The 12,769-nt window shown below is 71.0% G+C and carries 16 protein-coding genes; 7 read left to right on the top strand and 9 right to left on the bottom strand.

The annotated features are described in order from the left end of the window. Positions 1 to 2: 2 nt before the first annotated feature. Positions 3 to 476 (top strand): 6,7-dimethyl-8-ribityllumazine synthase, encoded by a 474-nt coding sequence (gene ribH / locus ACGGCP_RS16480; RefSeq protein ID WP_392966894.1) that lies wholly within the window; start codon positions 3 to 5, stop codon positions 474 to 476. 63 nt (positions 477 to 539) lie between these two features. Here ribH and ACGGCP_RS16475 read toward each other — a convergent pair whose 3' ends face one another. Further along, positions 540 to 1,124: a TetR/AcrR family transcriptional regulator gene (locus ACGGCP_RS16475; RefSeq protein WP_392966892.1), complete on the bottom strand. Its 585-nt coding sequence runs from the start codon at positions 1,122 to 1,124 to the stop codon at positions 540 to 542. A 90-nt stretch (positions 1,125 to 1,214) separates the two neighbouring features. Here ACGGCP_RS16475 and ACGGCP_RS16470 point away from each other — a divergent pair, with 90 nt between their 5' ends. Further along, positions 1,215 to 1,649 carry a VOC family protein gene (locus tag ACGGCP_RS16470; protein ID WP_392966890.1) on the top strand — a complete coding sequence of 145 codons (435 nt, stop codon included), beginning with the start codon at positions 1,215 to 1,217 and terminating at the stop codon, positions 1,647 to 1,649. Positions 1,650 to 1,719: 70 nt separating this feature from the next. On the opposite strand, the gene ACGGCP_RS16465 is transcribed toward ACGGCP_RS16470, so the two are convergent. Together ACGGCP_RS16465 and ACGGCP_RS16460 are read right to left on the bottom strand one after the other, a co-directional pair. Next, on the bottom strand, positions 1,720 to 2,145 hold the full coding sequence (locus tag ACGGCP_RS16465; RefSeq protein ID WP_392966888.1) for an ester cyclase: 426 nt from the start codon (positions 2,143 to 2,145) through the stop codon (positions 1,720 to 1,722). 54 nt (positions 2,146 to 2,199) lie between these two features. After that, positions 2,200 to 3,645, bottom strand: a complete 1,446-nt coding sequence (locus tag ACGGCP_RS16460) for a glycosyltransferase family 39 protein (RefSeq protein WP_392966886.1) — start codon at positions 3,643 to 3,645, stop codon at positions 2,200 to 2,202. Between the two features lie 156 nt (positions 3,646 to 3,801). Here ACGGCP_RS16460 and ACGGCP_RS16455 point away from each other — a divergent pair, with 156 nt between their 5' ends. Further along, entirely contained in the window at positions 3,802 to 4,083 is a 282-nt protein-coding gene (locus ACGGCP_RS16455; protein ID WP_392966884.1) for a DUF1905 domain-containing protein, read from the top strand. On the opposite strand, the gene ACGGCP_RS16450 is transcribed toward ACGGCP_RS16455, so the two are convergent. After that, entirely contained in the window at positions 4,076 to 4,987 is a 912-nt protein-coding gene (locus tag ACGGCP_RS16450; protein WP_392966882.1) for an NmrA family NAD(P)-binding protein, read from the bottom strand. The two genes, ACGGCP_RS16455 and ACGGCP_RS16450, sit on opposite strands and share 8 nt — an antisense overlap. A 107-nt stretch (positions 4,988 to 5,094) precedes the next feature. On the opposite strand from ACGGCP_RS16450, the gene ACGGCP_RS16445 reads away from it, so the two are divergent. Together ACGGCP_RS16445 and ACGGCP_RS16440 are read left to right on the top strand one after the other, a co-directional pair. After that, positions 5,095 to 5,829 carry a TetR family transcriptional regulator gene (locus ACGGCP_RS16445; RefSeq protein WP_392966880.1) on the top strand — a complete coding sequence of 245 codons (735 nt, stop codon included), beginning with the start codon at positions 5,095 to 5,097 and terminating at the stop codon, positions 5,827 to 5,829. Between the two features lie 77 nt (positions 5,830 to 5,906). Further along, positions 5,907 to 7,577 (top strand): glycoside hydrolase family 2 protein, encoded by a 1,671-nt coding sequence (locus ACGGCP_RS16440; RefSeq protein WP_392966878.1) that lies wholly within the window; start codon positions 5,907 to 5,909, stop codon positions 7,575 to 7,577. A 49-nt stretch (positions 7,578 to 7,626) separates the two neighbouring features. On the opposite strand, the gene ACGGCP_RS16435 is transcribed toward ACGGCP_RS16440, so the two are convergent. After that, positions 7,627 to 8,334: a hypothetical protein gene (locus tag ACGGCP_RS16435; protein ID WP_392966876.1), complete on the bottom strand. Its 708-nt coding sequence runs from the start codon at positions 8,332 to 8,334 to the stop codon at positions 7,627 to 7,629. Between the two features lie 245 nt (positions 8,335 to 8,579). Here ACGGCP_RS16435 and ACGGCP_RS16430 point away from each other — a divergent pair, with 245 nt between their 5' ends. Next, positions 8,580 to 8,843 carry a phosphoribosyl-ATP diphosphatase gene (locus ACGGCP_RS16430; RefSeq protein WP_270109719.1) on the top strand — a complete coding sequence of 88 codons (264 nt, stop codon included), beginning with the start codon at positions 8,580 to 8,582 and terminating at the stop codon, positions 8,841 to 8,843. Positions 8,844 to 8,867: 24 nt separating this feature from the next. Beyond that, the gene (hisG, locus tag ACGGCP_RS16425; RefSeq protein ID WP_392966875.1) at positions 8,868 to 9,713 is read left to right on the top strand and encodes an ATP phosphoribosyltransferase; all 846 of its coding nucleotides are present in this window, start codon (positions 8,868 to 8,870) and stop codon (positions 9,711 to 9,713) included. Here the strand turns inward: hisG and ACGGCP_RS16420 are convergent, their stop codons facing one another. The 4 genes from ACGGCP_RS16420 to ACGGCP_RS16405 are packed head-to-tail and all read right to left on the bottom strand — an operon-like array spanning position 9,714 to position 12,460. After that, positions 9,714 to 11,147 (bottom strand): PH domain-containing protein, encoded by a 1,434-nt coding sequence (locus ACGGCP_RS16420; RefSeq protein ID WP_392966873.1) that lies wholly within the window; start codon positions 11,145 to 11,147, stop codon positions 9,714 to 9,716. Then, complete coding sequence (locus ACGGCP_RS16415; RefSeq protein WP_392966872.1) at positions 11,144 to 11,650, bottom strand: PH domain-containing protein; 507 nt, start codon at positions 11,648 to 11,650, stop codon at positions 11,144 to 11,146. Before ACGGCP_RS16415 ends, ACGGCP_RS16420 begins: the two co-directional genes overlap by 4 nt. 7 nt (positions 11,651 to 11,657) lie before the next feature. Next, on the bottom strand, positions 11,658 to 11,870 hold the full coding sequence (locus ACGGCP_RS16410; RefSeq protein WP_392966870.1) for a hypothetical protein: 213 nt from the start codon (positions 11,868 to 11,870) through the stop codon (positions 11,658 to 11,660). Between the two features lie 26 nt (positions 11,871 to 11,896). After that, entirely contained in the window at positions 11,897 to 12,460 is a 564-nt protein-coding gene (locus ACGGCP_RS16405) for an alpha/beta hydrolase (RefSeq protein ID WP_392966868.1), read from the bottom strand. Positions 12,461 to 12,769: the final 309 nt, after the last annotated feature.

The following is a 12,769-nucleotide window of genomic DNA, read 5'->3' as shown; positions in this document are numbered from 1 at the left end:
CCATGGCCGGACACGGAGCTCCCGAGATCAACGTCCCCGACGCCGCCGGGCTCACCCTCGGCATCGTCGCCACGGACTGGAACACCGAGATCGTCGGCCAGCTGCTCAAGCGCGCGCTCGACGCCGCCGCCGACGCGAAGGTCGCCGACGTCAAGGTCCTGCACGTCGCGGGGGCCGTCGAGCTCCCGATCGCCGCGCAGGCGCTCGCCCGCAGGTACGACGCCGTGGTCGCGCTCGGCACCGTCATCCGCGGCGGGACCGCGCACTTCGACTACGTGTGCAAGTCCGTCACCGAGGGGCTCACGCGGGTCGCGCTCGACGAGTCGACCCCCGTCGCCCACGGCGTGCTCACCGTCGACAACCAGGAGCAGGCCCTCGCCCGCGCCGGATACCCCGACTCCACTGAGGACAAGGGGTACGAGGCGGTCGTCGCCGCCCTCGGTGCGGCGCTGGCGATCCGCTCGCTCGACCGGTAAGGGTCCGGTCCGGACGCAGTGCATCTCGGACGCCGCGTCCGCCTTCCGGCGGGCGCGGCGTCGTCATGTCCGGAGCCCGTCCAGCAGCGCGTCGAGTGCCGCTGCGGTGGCTTCGAGCGCCGCGGGATCGTCCGATCCGGCAAGCCAGAGAGCCGCTTCGTTCATCGCGCCCGAGAGCAGTCGCGCGAGCGGCTCCACCGGCTGAGGCGCGATCAGCCTCGCGTCGGCGAGGTCTTGGAGAGCCTCGGCGAGGTGGCGGGCCGAGGCGTCTTCGTCCATGCGCCGCCACTCCTCCCAGCCGAGCACGGTGGGAGCGTCGACCAGCAGGATGCGGCGCACCGCGAGGTCGGTACCAGCGGCGAGGAAGGCTCGGCTGCCCGCGCGCAGCCGGTCCCAGGGGTCGGTGTGCTCGTCGGCCTCCCGGGCGACGCGTTCGCCCAGCTCCTCCTGCAGTTCGGCGGCGACGGCCCGGAAGAGGCCGAGCTTGCTGCCGAAGTGGTGGTAGGCCGCTCCCTTGGTCGCGCCGATGGCGCTCGCCACGTCGGCGAGCACGACCTCGTGGAACCCGTCCGCGGCGAATCGGCGCCGGCCCTCGGCCAGGAGCGCCCGCCGTGTGGCCTCCCGCTGTTCGGCCCTCGTCCCCGCCATGCTGCCTCCCGGTTCACATACTCGCGGTATGTTAACATCGATTTGACATACCCAAGGTATGCGAACTGTCCGATTCCCAGGAGACCCCGCATGGACACCCGACTCAGCAGCTTCTATCCGGTGATCGCCACCGGCGATGTCGCCGCCGCCCGCGACTTCTATGTGCGCCACTTCGGCTTCGAAGTCACCTTCGCCGCCGACTGGTACGTGAGCCTGCGCCGCCCCGACGCCCCGCAGTACGAGCTCGCCCTGCTCGACGCCTCCCACCCGACCGTCCCCGAGGGGCACCGCACCCCGATCAGCGGCGGACTGATCCTCAACTTCGAGGTCGACGACGTGGACGCCGAGCATGAACGTCTGGTCGTCCGGGCCGGGCTCAAGGAGCTCCTGCCGCTGCGTACCGAGGCGTTCGGCCAGCGCCACTTCATCTGCGAGGCCCCCGACGGCGTCCTGGTCGACGTCATCACCGTCATCCCCGCCGAGGGGGAGTACGTCGAGCAGTACGCGTCCGAGCCGGGCGCCTAGGCCCTGTCCCCGAACGCGCGCGGGCCCCGCCGTATCGGCAGGGCCCGCGCGCGTGTCGGCAGGTCGGTCGTCACTGCGGGGACAGTCCCATCTGCCGCATGAACTCCGATTCGTCGAAGTACACGTGGTGCTCGGTGATCTTGCCGTCCTTGACGGTGGCGATGTCGCAGCTGCGCAGTCTCACCTTCTTTCCCGTGGCCGGGATCGTCTCGCCCGTGGGCGTCTTCATGTCCCCGGTGTTGGTGCCGACGAAGTAGCCCTCGTCGACGGCGGTGCTGTCGGACTCGAGCTTCATGATGTGCTCGTACTTGCCGTCCGGGAACGCGTCGATGAACTGGTGCCAGTACTCGGCGATGTTGTCGTGGCCCGTCACCTTCCCGGCGTCGGGAGTCATGATCACGGCGTCGTCGCTGTACAGGTCGACGGCCGCGTCGACGTCGTGCATGCCGACGGCCGTCTCGGTCATCCGGTCCAAAACCTCTCTGGCCTGGCCCATGGCTCTCACCTCCTCAAACCTGATTATTCTTCGCTACCGGCCGGTACGCCGCGATTAGCTGTAGTGCTGGAACTCGCCCCACAGCCGGCCCCACGGCTGCACCGGGCCCTCGCAGACGGCCACGGTCGCGCCCTGCTCCTCGTTGTCGACGCCCATCCCGTTGTCGAGCTCGGCCGCCGCCTCGCACGACGCGAAGTGGGGGCGCAACTCCTCCAGGTCCAAGCCCACGGTGACGACCGTCTCGGCGTCGGCCGGGGGCGGGCCGTACCGGTGGAGTTCGTTGTGGCCGCTGAAGACCGGCGGCAGGTCCTCCCCGTACCTGACCAGTGCCCCGGCCTCGCCGTAGTTCGCCGTGATGACGGCCCCGGCCTCGGGCGTCGCGGCGACGACTGCTTCGACCTGGTCCGTGTACGCCTGCCAGCCGACGCCGTCGGGCACCGAGCTGTTCATGTCCGGGATCGGCGTGTCGCCCACGGTCCCGACCGGGAGCAGCGGCAGCGCGACCACCGCCGAGACCGCGCTGTTGAGCGCCACCCCGGCGACGAGCACGCTGCGGCGGCCCCGCGTCGCCGCCCACGCCGCGACCGGGACGCACCCTGCCGCGTACAACGCCATGACCAGGCCCATCGGATAGTAGAACTGCCCGCCCGTCGCCAGTGTGATCACCAGCAGAATCGGATACGCCCAGGCCAGCGCCCGCACCGGCCGCCACTCGGGTCTGCGCGCCAGCGCCCAGAACCCCGCCGCCCAGACCGGCACGAGGAACAGCCCGATCAGCAGGAACTGGAAGGGAAGCAGCAGGACGCGGTTCTCCGCGCCGTCCGTCTCGTTGATCGCCGCGGCCATCTCCAGCTGCGGCCAGCCGTGCAACGCCTGGTAGACCAGGTTCGGTGAGCCGATCGCGAACGCCAGCGCCGCCCCGGCCCACAGGTGCTGCGAGGCCAGCGCCTTCCGCGGCCCGACCGCGAGCAGCGCGAGCCCGAGGCTGAGCAGCAGCAGCACGACCAGGTGCTTGTTGTACAGGCCGACCCCGGCCGCCGCGCCGACCGCGAGCCACCACCGCGGGTCCCGCAGCAGCGCCCGCACGGCGAACAGCAGCGCCGCCAGCCACACGAGCAGGTCCACGGAGTTCGTCGAGAGCTGGTGCCCGAACGCGAGCGCGACCCCGGCGAACGCCAGGCCCCAGACACACAGCGCCTGCGCGGCCCGGCCGCCGCCGAACTCCCGCGTCAGCAGCGCCGCGATCCACAGGACGCCGACCATGCACAGGATCGAGGGGAGCCGGAAGGCCCACAGGGAATCGCCGAGCAGCGCGGTCGCGGCCTTCCCGAGCAGCGGGGTGAGCGGCGGCTGGTCGGCGTAGCCCAGCGCGGGCTCGAGCATCCGGAAGTACAGCTCGTCGCGGTGGTAGTCGTAGCGGCCGTTGAGGAGTGCGAGCACCGCCGCGAGCGCGGCGGAGGCGGCGACGAGGTGGGCGCGGAACAGGGGAGGGGGCTGCATGGGCGGGCCTTCGCGTTCAGGGGTGGCCCTGATCTTCGCGGAGCGCGCGGTCGCGCGCAACCCTCCCGGCCGTCCCGGACGGGCCGGGACGATGAATCCGCGCCGCCCGCGTCGTCTCCACGGTTAGCATCCGGACACACCGACTTAGGAGCCGACATGGAATTCCCGCAGGCCCTCGACTACACGTTCACTTCGCCGATCGAGAAGGACGGCGCGTTCGCGACCTTCCTGACCGTCCCCGGCTCGGCCGAGCTGCTCGGCACCCGCAAGGCGGTGAAGGTGACCGGGCAGATGGACGGCCACGAGTTCGCCGCGACCCTCATGCCCTCCGGCTCGGGCCCGCACTGGCTCCCGGTCCGGGCGGCCCTGTGCAAGGCCATCGGCAAGAGCACGGCGGGCGAAGAGGTGACCGTCCACCTGGCCCAGCGCCTCACTTAGCGTCGATGCGCGCGAAGTACGCGTCGACCAGGGGCTTGCCGATCCCGGTCATCCACTGCTCGAACGTGAGCAGGCCCGGGTGCACCGCGCGCAGCGCCGCGATGTCCACGGGGATGCGGTGCTCGTTGATGAGCGCGATCATCTTCGCCGTCGTGGGGCTCTCCTCGGCGATCTTGTCGACCGGGATCTCCACGTAGGGGACCTCGCGTCCGACGATGCGGCCGATGAGCGCGGCCTTGTCTGCCTGCGTGAGGTCGTCTCCGGCGAGCTCGTACACCTCGCCCTGGTGCCGTTCGGGGTCGGTGAGGGCGATCGCGGCGAACGCGGCGATGTCGGCGGCCGCGATGAGCGGCTCGAAGGTCTCGGCCCGCAGGGTCGAGACGAGCGCGCCGTCCTGCAGCTCCCGGAAGGAGTCGAACGTGTTCTCCATGAACGCGGTCGGTCGCAGGATCGTCAGCGAGACGCCGCTCTCGCGGATCGCCGCCTCAGCTTCGGCCTTGCGCTGCAGCATGTCCATGTGCGGCTCGAGCGGGCCGCCGACGCCCACCGACGAGGAGTGCACGACGTGGGCGACGCCCGCGGCCTTCGCCGCGGCCCCGACCTTCGCGGCGGCCCGGGCCTCGTGCCCGAGGTCGTGGCCGTACGGCCCGCCCTCGTAGGCCCCGGCGTGGACGCTGAAGACGCCGTAGGCGCCCGCGGCGGCCGCGTCGAGCGAGCCCCGGTCGTCGAGGTCGCCCGCGACGATCTCGGCCCCGGCCGCCTTGAGCGCCTTGGCCTTCGCGCTCTCGGGGTCGCGGGTGAGGGCCCGGACGTGCCAGCCGTCGGCCAGCAGGCGGGCGGCGACGGCCCCGCCCTGACGGCCCGTGGCGCCGGTGACGAGGACGGTGTTCTGGGATGCGGACATGGGTGTTCCTTTCGGTGGCGGGGTGCCCCGACTAGTATCGGGAGCGCCGACCCGGTTGATAAAACGGAACACTACACCCGTTTAAGCGAGCCCACGAGAGGGGGACCATGCCCGTCACCGCACAGCGCGCCGAACGCGTGGACGCCCAGCGCAACCGCCAGCGAGTCCTCGAAACAGCCGACCGCCTCTTCGCCGAACGCGGAGCCGCCGTCTCCCTCAACGAGATCGCCACCGCCGCAGGCGTCGGAGCGGGCACCGTCTACCGCCACTTCCCGACCAAGGACGCGCTCCTCGCCACGGTCCTCGACCAGCGGCTCAGCCAGCTCGGGGAGTTCGGCGAACGAGCGCTCGCCATGCCCGACCCAGGAGAGGCCCTCCGCCTCTACCTGCGGTTCATCACCGAACAGGCGCTCGCCAACCGCGCCATCTGCGAGGCGCTGGCCGCACGCGAGGACTGGCTCGAACCGGCGAAGGCGAGCGGGCAGTGCGTGATCGACAGCCCGCTGACGAGCCTGCTCACGCGCGCGCAGCGGTCCGGAGTCGTCCGGTCCGACCTCGACACGGGGGACGTCCGCGCGCTGCTGGCGAGCTGCTCGGTTCTCGGCGACGATCCCGAACGCGTGCAACGGCTTCTCGGCGTCGTTTGGGACGGCCTCCAGGCGCAACGAAACGAAGCGATCCGTAACGAAACCCCGAAGCTTCCCGAACTCCGTAACGAAACGAAACGGAACTGCCCGGTCTGCGGCGACCCGATCCCGGAGACCGCCACCGGCCGCCCCGCGAAGTACTGCTCGGCGGCCTGCCGCCAGAAGGCCTTCCGCGAAAAGCGCAAGACTACGTAGTCACAGGGGCTTCCCCTCTGGCAACCGGTCGCCTAGGATCGGTCCCGCACCAGCCGAGACCATCCCGAGGAGGCCGCATGGCCCGCCGATTCCCGCAGCACGTCATCCGCCCTGTAACCAGCCTCGACGGCCTCTGGGACTTCGCGTTCCTCGGCGACGCCGAGCCTGGCGAGGTCGACCTCGCCGCGCTCGCCTTCGACGACCTGATGGCCGTCCCCGGCTGCTTCGACGCCACCCCGAAGTACGCGGGGCGGCGCGGCCTCGCCGCCTACCGCACCCGCGTGCGCACCTCGGAGGGCCTGCAGCGCCTGGTCTTCGACGGCGTCCAGCACTGGTGCAGGGTCTACTGGAACGGCGAGCTCGTCCGCGAGCACGCGGGCGGCTTCACGCGCTTCTGGGCCGAGACCGAGTCCGCCGCAGGCGAAGCCGAGATCACCGTGCTCGTCGACAACCGCTTCGACGACCGCTCGCCGCTCCACATGGAGCACTTCGACTGGTACGCCTACGGCGGCATCTCCCGCGGCGTCGAGCTCCACCGCCTCGAACCGCTCCACATCGACGGCCTCAAGATCGACACCCTCTCCGTCGCCGACCGCCGCGTCAGGGTCCGCATCGACTACACCGGGGCCGAAGCCGGCACGGCCGCGCTCGGCATCGAATGCGACGGCCGCGCCCTCGTCTCGGAGACCGTCGACCTCGACGCCTCCGGCTCGCTCACCAGGGAACTCGAAATCCCATGGGCCGCACCGTGGTCGCCCGAGTCCCCGCAGCTCTCGACGCTCACCGCCACCCTCGGCGGGGACGACCTGCGCGAGCGCTTCGGCCTGCGCGAGGTCCGCACCGCGAACGCCCGCATCACCGTCAACGGCGAGCCCGTCGTCCTCAAGGGCGTCAACCGCCACGAGGCCCACCCGCAGTTCGGGCACGCCCAGCCCGAGGCCCTGCTCGTGAACGACGTGCAGCAGCTCCTGGACCTCGGCTGCAACTTCGTGCGCGGCAGCCACTACCCGCTCGACCCGCTGTTCCTCGACCTGTGCGACGAGGCCGGCATCCTCGTGTGGTGCGAGTCGATCGGCTGGCAGTACCCGGTCGAGCACCTCACCGACCCCGCGTTCGTCGAAGCGCAGCTCGCCCACATCGGCGAGATGGTCGCCGCGTCGCAGAACCACCCCTCGATCATCCTGTGGGGCATCCTGAACGAGTGCCCGAGCTGGTCCGACGAGGGCCACCCGGTCTACGCGACCCTGCTGGGGCGCCTGCGCGAACTCGACCCGGAGCGCCCGGTCACCTACGCGAGCATCAACGCCCACGACGACAAGTGCTTCGACTTGGTCGACGTCGTCGGCGCGAACACCTACCCCGGCTGGTACTTCGGCGACGTCCCGGACATCCCCGGCGAGCTCGACCGGATCGCCGCGCACGTCGACGCCCTCGGCTTCGCGGACAAGCCGCTGATCATCTCGGAGATCGGCGCGGGCGCGGTCCCGGGCTGGAACGACGCGCACGGGTCGCTGTGGACCGAGGACTACCAGTCCAGCCTGCTCGACACCACAGTCGGCCACATCCTCGACGGCCAGGACCGGATCCAGGGCCTGGCGATCTGGGTGCTCGGCGACTTCAAGACCACCGAGCTGCGCCGCATGGCCCTCACCCGCCCACGCGGCGTGAACGACAAGGGCCTCATCGACGAGTACCGCCGCCCCAAGCAGGCGTTCCGGACCGTCCAGGCGCACTTCAAGAAGCACTGAACACGGCGAGGCCGCCGGACCCTCCGGATCCGGCGGCCCGATCCCTCGGTCACGTCGTGAGCGAGTAGCTGTTGATGCGGAAGTCGCGTCCGCCCGCGGACGAGGTGATCTCCCAGCCGAGCTGGATCTGGTCGATCCGGACGTTCGGCATCCGGCCCTGGTTCACCAGCCACTGGCAGATCGGCGTGATGTTCACGGTGCCGCTGGTGAACTGGCTGGTCGCCATGAAGCTGTAGACGGGGTTGGCCCCGTTATGGCCCTGGTGGTAGTTCCAGTTGCGCCCGCCGAGGTTGACGTTGGTGACGTAGCCGCCGATGGGGCCGACGTTGGACGTCCACTGCGTCCAGATCATGATCTCGTGCGCGTGGCCGTTGCCCCACACGTCGTAGGTGGTGTTGTACGCGAGCCCGGAGCCTGAGCCCGGCACGGTCGCGTTGAAGGAGCTGCTGACGTTCCCCATGCTGGAGACGGTGCGCCCCAAGGTGTAGGAGACGTTGGGGTAGGACTTGATGCCGCCGGTGTTCGGCTGGTTCGACCACACGCCCCAGTTGCTGTAGGAGTTGGCCCAGATCGACTGGGGACCGTAGCCGCTGCCCCAGATGTTGTTGTAGAGGGTGTACGCGCCGTTCTGCCAGGTGCCCCAGCGGTCCGAGGAGGACCAGGTGGCGGCCTGCGCGGGGGACTGGAGGGCGCCGACGGCGCCCGCGGTCGCCAGGGGAGCGGCCAGCGCGGCGGTGAGGAGCGATCTGCGTCGCATGGGGGCACGCCTTTCTCGAGGTCATGGTTTCAGTCATCGCCATCAGAGGTTGACGGATGTCGATACGTTAATTAGAGCATGCGACCCAATTAATGTCCAGATCCGGAACGTCCCGGTTTCGCCGCACCCGACCGCCCGGCCCCGAAGGCTCCCGCGGGTGCGACCCCGGTCTCACCGTCCCGGCCAGTGGTGCGCAGGGCGGTTCGCGGTCGCCCCGGCCAGGCCCGCCACGTAGAATTCCGCCCGTGAAGACCTTCGAGCAGCTCTACGCCGAACTCGCCGACAAAGCCGCCACCCGACCCGAGGGATCGGGCACCGTCGCCCAACTCGACGCCGGCGTCCATGCCATCGGCAAGAAGATCGTCGAAGAGGCGGCCGAGGTCTGGATGGCCGCCGAATACGAGTCGGACGAGGCCGCGGCCGAGGAGATCTCCCAGCTCCTCTACCACCTCCAGGTGATGATGGTCGCCCGCGGCATCAGCCTCGACGACGTGTACCGGTACCTCTAAACAGCTTCCGAAAGGCCCATCCGCATGCTCCGCATCGCCGTGCCCAACAAGGGTTCGCTCTCCCAGGGCGCCACCGACATGCTCACCGAGGCGGGCTACCGCCAGCGCGGCTCCAGCCGCGACCTGCAGTCCCTCGACGTCGCCAACGACGTCGAGTTCTTCTACCTGCGCCCGAGCGACATCGCCACGTACGTCGCCTCCGGCGACCTCGACCTCGGCATCACCGGCCAGGACCTCGCCGTCAACTCCGGCGAAGAGGTCGAAGAGGTCCTCGTGCTCGGCTTCGGCCGCTCCACGTTCCGCTACGCCGCCCGCCCGGGCACCGTCGACACCGTCGCCGGGCTCGACGGCAAGCGCATCGCGACCTCGTTCCCCGGCGTCGTCCGCTCCGACCTGGAGAAGCACGGCGTCAAGGCCGAGATCGTCAAGCTCGCGGGCGCGGTCGAGAACGCCATCGCCCTCGGCGTCGCCGACGCGATCGCCGACGTCGTCGAGACCGGCACGACCCTCAAGCAGGCCGGGCTCGCCGTCTTCGGCGACCCGATCATGCGCTCCGAGGCCGTCCTGGTCCGCAAGCCCGGCAACGGCCAGTCCCCGGCCGTCGAGCAGCTGCTGCGCCGCCTGCGCGGCGTGCTCGTGGCCCGCTCGTACGTGATGCTCGCCTACGACGTGCGCGCCGAACTCCTCGAAGCCGCCGTCGAGCTGACGCCCGGCATCGAATCGCCCACGGTCTCCCCGCTGCATCGGGAAGGCTGGGTCGCCGTGCAGTCGATGACCGAGCGCGCCGACCTGCACCGGGTCATGGACGCCCTCTACGAGATCGGCGCCCGCGGCATCCTGGCCTCCAACATCGACGCCTGCCGGCTCTGATCAGCTGAGCCGCGGCGCCTCGAGCGCCGCGGCCGCGTCGGCCCGCTCGCGCAGCTCGGCGGCCATCGCGACGGCCTCGCGGACGTCGCGGTGCGCCGCCGTCGCCGTGTGCCCGACGCCCCCGGCCGTCATCGCGTGCACCGTCGCCAGCCCCTGCATCCGCTGGATCCGCCCCTGCACGACCCGCACCGACTGGATCCGCGCGTACGGCACGGCCACATACGTGTTGACCCACCAGCCGTGCCGCACCACGAACACTTTCTCGTCGAGCGCCGCACCCGTCCGCTTCCAACGCAACGGCATCCGCCACCGGGCCCGGCGCGGCGGCCGCTCGACCGCGAACACCGACGGCAGCTCGGGCACCGCCTCGGCGGCCACCGTCGCCACCTCCGCCGGACTCCCCACCGGCAGCGCCGTCGTCGACCTGACGACCGAGCCGCTCTGCTGCGCCATCGCCGCCGTCCACACCTCGACGCGCCGCCACTCCCGGCTGCGCCACATGATCGGCTCGTCGAAGCTCACCGCCGTCACCCGGTCCACGGGCACCGTCTCGTGGCTCGTGTCCGTCAGACCCCGCTCGATGAGCAGGTTCCCGCCGTCGCGCGTGATCCGGAACCGGCAGTTGCGCAAGAACCGGTTCACCGTCGCGATCGTGCTCTGCAGGTACCCCAGCAGCGCGGGCGCGAAGAAGCCGAACCACAGCGCCGTCGCCACCTGCGTGAACCCGAAGATCGACCCGGTCACCAGGAACGCGGTCCCGAAGACCACCAGCGCCGCCAGCTGCACCGGCAGCGCCTCCAAGAATGACGCCAGCGCCAGCTTGCGCACCGTCACCGGCGGCACCAGCGTCGGCGCGCCCGCCGGTGCCTCCTCGGCAGACTCCTCCGGCGCCTCGGTCCTCGGCGTCGCGCCAGGCCTGCCCGCGATCGACAGGAGCTCCGCGCGCAGCTCCAGCGCCCGGTCGTGCTTGAGGTACGCGAGCCGCGCGTCCGTGCCGTCGCCGCCCGCGACCTCGATGTTCAACTGCGCCAAGCCGAACACGCGGGCTCGCAGCGGCCGCACCAGGTCCACCGACTGGAGCCGGTCCAGCGGCACCGTGCGGTGGCTGCGCGTGAACACGCCCCCGTAGATGTGCAGTTCCCGACCCCAGATCACGAAGCCCCGGTACTGCAGCGCGATGAGGCTCGCGATCCCGCCGACGACCGCCGCCGCGACGGCCGCGTACACCGCGAACAGGAAGTTCCTGGACGTGAACATCTGGATGCCCACCGCCGCCGCGGCCGCGGTCAGGAACCGCACGCTCTCCAGCAGCGGCGTGAGCGGGTGGAGGCGCTGGCGCTGCATGCCCTCGGGCGGCGCGCTCGGCGTGTACGGCGCCGGGCCGTACGGCGCTGGCGCGAGCGGGGGAGCGGGCTGGTCGCCCTCCGCGTTCACAGCCCCTCCCTTACCTCGGCGGCGCGGACGGCGAGCCGGTCGCGCAGCGCGGCGGCGACGTGCGGGTCGAGTCCGGGCACTTCGGTGTTCGAGCCGAGCGCGGCGGTGCGCACCTGCACCGTCGTGAGGCCGAACATCCGCTCGATCGGCCCGGCGGAGAGGTCGATGAGCTGGATCCGGCCGTAGGGGACGATGCTCAGGCGGCGCGTCAGCAGCCCGTGCCGCACCAGCAGGTCCTGCCCGCGTTCGGCGTAGCCCCAGGTGCGCACGGTGCGCGCGACGGCGAGGGCCCGCAGGCCCGCGAGCACGACGTAGCCGCCGAGGGCCCACAGCAGCCCGTCCCAGCCCAGCCAGATCGTCAGCGGGACCGCCGCGATCACCGCCAGGATGAGGAAGTTGAGCAGGCTCCGCAGCACCCACACCGTGCGCAGCCGCGGCGACATCGGCTGCCATTCGATCCCGCCCGGCCACAGGTCCCACACCGGGACGGCGCTCGCGTTCATCGCTCGATCATCCCACTCTCTCTGACTCGCAAGGGAATCCTCGCACGGTGAGGTACTCGCGGAGGGTCGGCTCGTGCTCGTCGCAAGCGGCCCAGCGCTTCACGCGGTCGGAGGTGTGGATGCGCGGGTTGCGCCACAGCAGCATCCACGTCGCCTCGTTGCGGCAGCCGCGGGACGAGCAGATCGGTGCTTCGGACGGCGCTTCTGGCTCTGAGGTCACAGCGCGATTGTCCGCCAGCGCCCGGCTCATCCGGTGCGGGGCCACACCGCTGTGTCGATGAACGCCTCGACGGCCTCGATGACGTCGGCCATCGCGTGCGCCGACTCCACGAGCGGCCGCCCCCGGATGAACATGCCGTGGTCGGCCCCGGGGATCTCGCAGACCTCGCCGGGCAGCTCCCGCGCCAGCGCGGTGTTCCACGCCGGGTCCGCGGTGCCGCCCACGAGCAGGTACGGGGCGGTGGAGCGGCGCAGGGCCTGGACGATCGGGTAGTGCTGGAGGAACGGCGTGAACCAGATCGCGGGCAGTCCGTGGTGGGCGGCGAGGATCGCGGCGGCCGTGCCGAGGGACTTGCCGACCAGCAGCGGCGGGTCGTCGTTGTGGACTCTGTCGAGCACCGCCTCGGTCTGGTCGCACACGCCGTCGATCATGGCCTGCTCGTCGGCGGCGAGCCGGTCGACTCCCTGCCACGCCAGCGGATAGGTATGGGCGCCACGGGACTGCAGGGCCACGTGCGTGTACATCAGCAGCGGCCCTTGCACGCTGTAGTTGCGTCCGGGGAGGAGCAGGGCCTGGCGGCGGCGGGGCATGAGTGAATTCTAGTGCCGGAGGGGCCGTGTGCGCTTCCCCCGGAAAGCCTGCGCGCGGCGTCCTCGCGGGCAGCAAAAGACCCGCACGACCACGGGGGAAGTCGTGCGGGTTGGTGAAAGCATAGCGCTCCGACATTTCGCAGCAACGGATTGAATCCGCGCGGCGTGTCACGCTCCTGGGCAAATACCGCCTTACCGTTTGCCGCCGCGGCGTCGCGGCAGTGTAGACCCCCTGTGCCGCAAGGGGTTCGGCGAGAACTGTCGGGTTCCCGACAAATCACGGTGCAGGCGCGCCGCGCGGGTCCGTGC

This window comes from Glycomyces sp. NPDC048151, assembly GCF_043202775.1.
Lineage (GTDB): Bacteria > Actinomycetota > Actinomycetes > Mycobacteriales > Micromonosporaceae > Glycomyces.
This window is presented reverse-complemented; position numbering and strand designations above follow the sequence as displayed.

What these genes read in the sequence shown, in the direction of transcription:
- ACGGCP_RS16460 (WP_392966886.1), bottom strand. Translation starts at nt 3,645, where the DNA reads ATGCAGCCCCCTCCCCTGTTCCGCGCCCACCTCGTCGCCGCCTCCGCC.
- ACGGCP_RS16455 (WP_392966884.1), top strand. Translation starts at nt 3,802, where the DNA reads ATGGAATTCCCGCAGGCCCTCGACTACACGTTCACTTCGCCGATCGAG.
- ACGGCP_RS16475 (WP_392966892.1), bottom strand. Translation starts at nt 1,124, where the DNA reads ATGGCGGGGACGAGGGCCGAACAGCGGGAGGCCACACGGCGGGCGCTC.
- ACGGCP_RS16465 (WP_392966888.1), bottom strand. Translation starts at nt 2,145, where the DNA reads ATGGGCCAGGCCAGAGAGGTTTTGGACCGGATGACCGAGACGGCCGTC.
- ACGGCP_RS16415 (WP_392966872.1), bottom strand. Translation starts at nt 11,650, where the DNA reads ATGAACGCGAGCGCCGTCCCGGTGTGGGACCTGTGGCCGGGCGGGATC.
- ribH (WP_392966894.1), top strand. Translation starts at nt 3, where the DNA reads ATGGCCGGACACGGAGCTCCCGAGATCAACGTCCCCGACGCCGCCGGG.
- ACGGCP_RS16440 (WP_392966878.1), top strand. Translation starts at nt 5,907, where the DNA reads ATGGCCCGCCGATTCCCGCAGCACGTCATCCGCCCTGTAACCAGCCTC.
- ACGGCP_RS16405 (WP_392966868.1), bottom strand. Translation starts at nt 12,460, where the DNA reads ATGCCCCGCCGCCGCCAGGCCCTGCTCCTCCCCGGACGCAACTACAGC.
- ACGGCP_RS16445 (WP_392966880.1), top strand. Translation starts at nt 5,095, where the DNA reads ATGCCCGTCACCGCACAGCGCGCCGAACGCGTGGACGCCCAGCGCAAC.
- hisG (WP_392966875.1), top strand. Translation starts at nt 8,868, where the DNA reads ATGCTCCGCATCGCCGTGCCCAACAAGGGTTCGCTCTCCCAGGGCGCC.
- ACGGCP_RS16450 (WP_392966882.1), bottom strand. Translation starts at nt 4,987, where the DNA reads ATGTCCGCATCCCAGAACACCGTCCTCGTCACCGGCGCCACGGGCCGT.
- ACGGCP_RS16470 (WP_392966890.1), top strand. Translation starts at nt 1,215, where the DNA reads ATGGACACCCGACTCAGCAGCTTCTATCCGGTGATCGCCACCGGCGAT.
- ACGGCP_RS16435 (WP_392966876.1), bottom strand. Translation starts at nt 8,334, where the DNA reads ATGCGACGCAGATCGCTCCTCACCGCCGCGCTGGCCGCTCCCCTGGCG.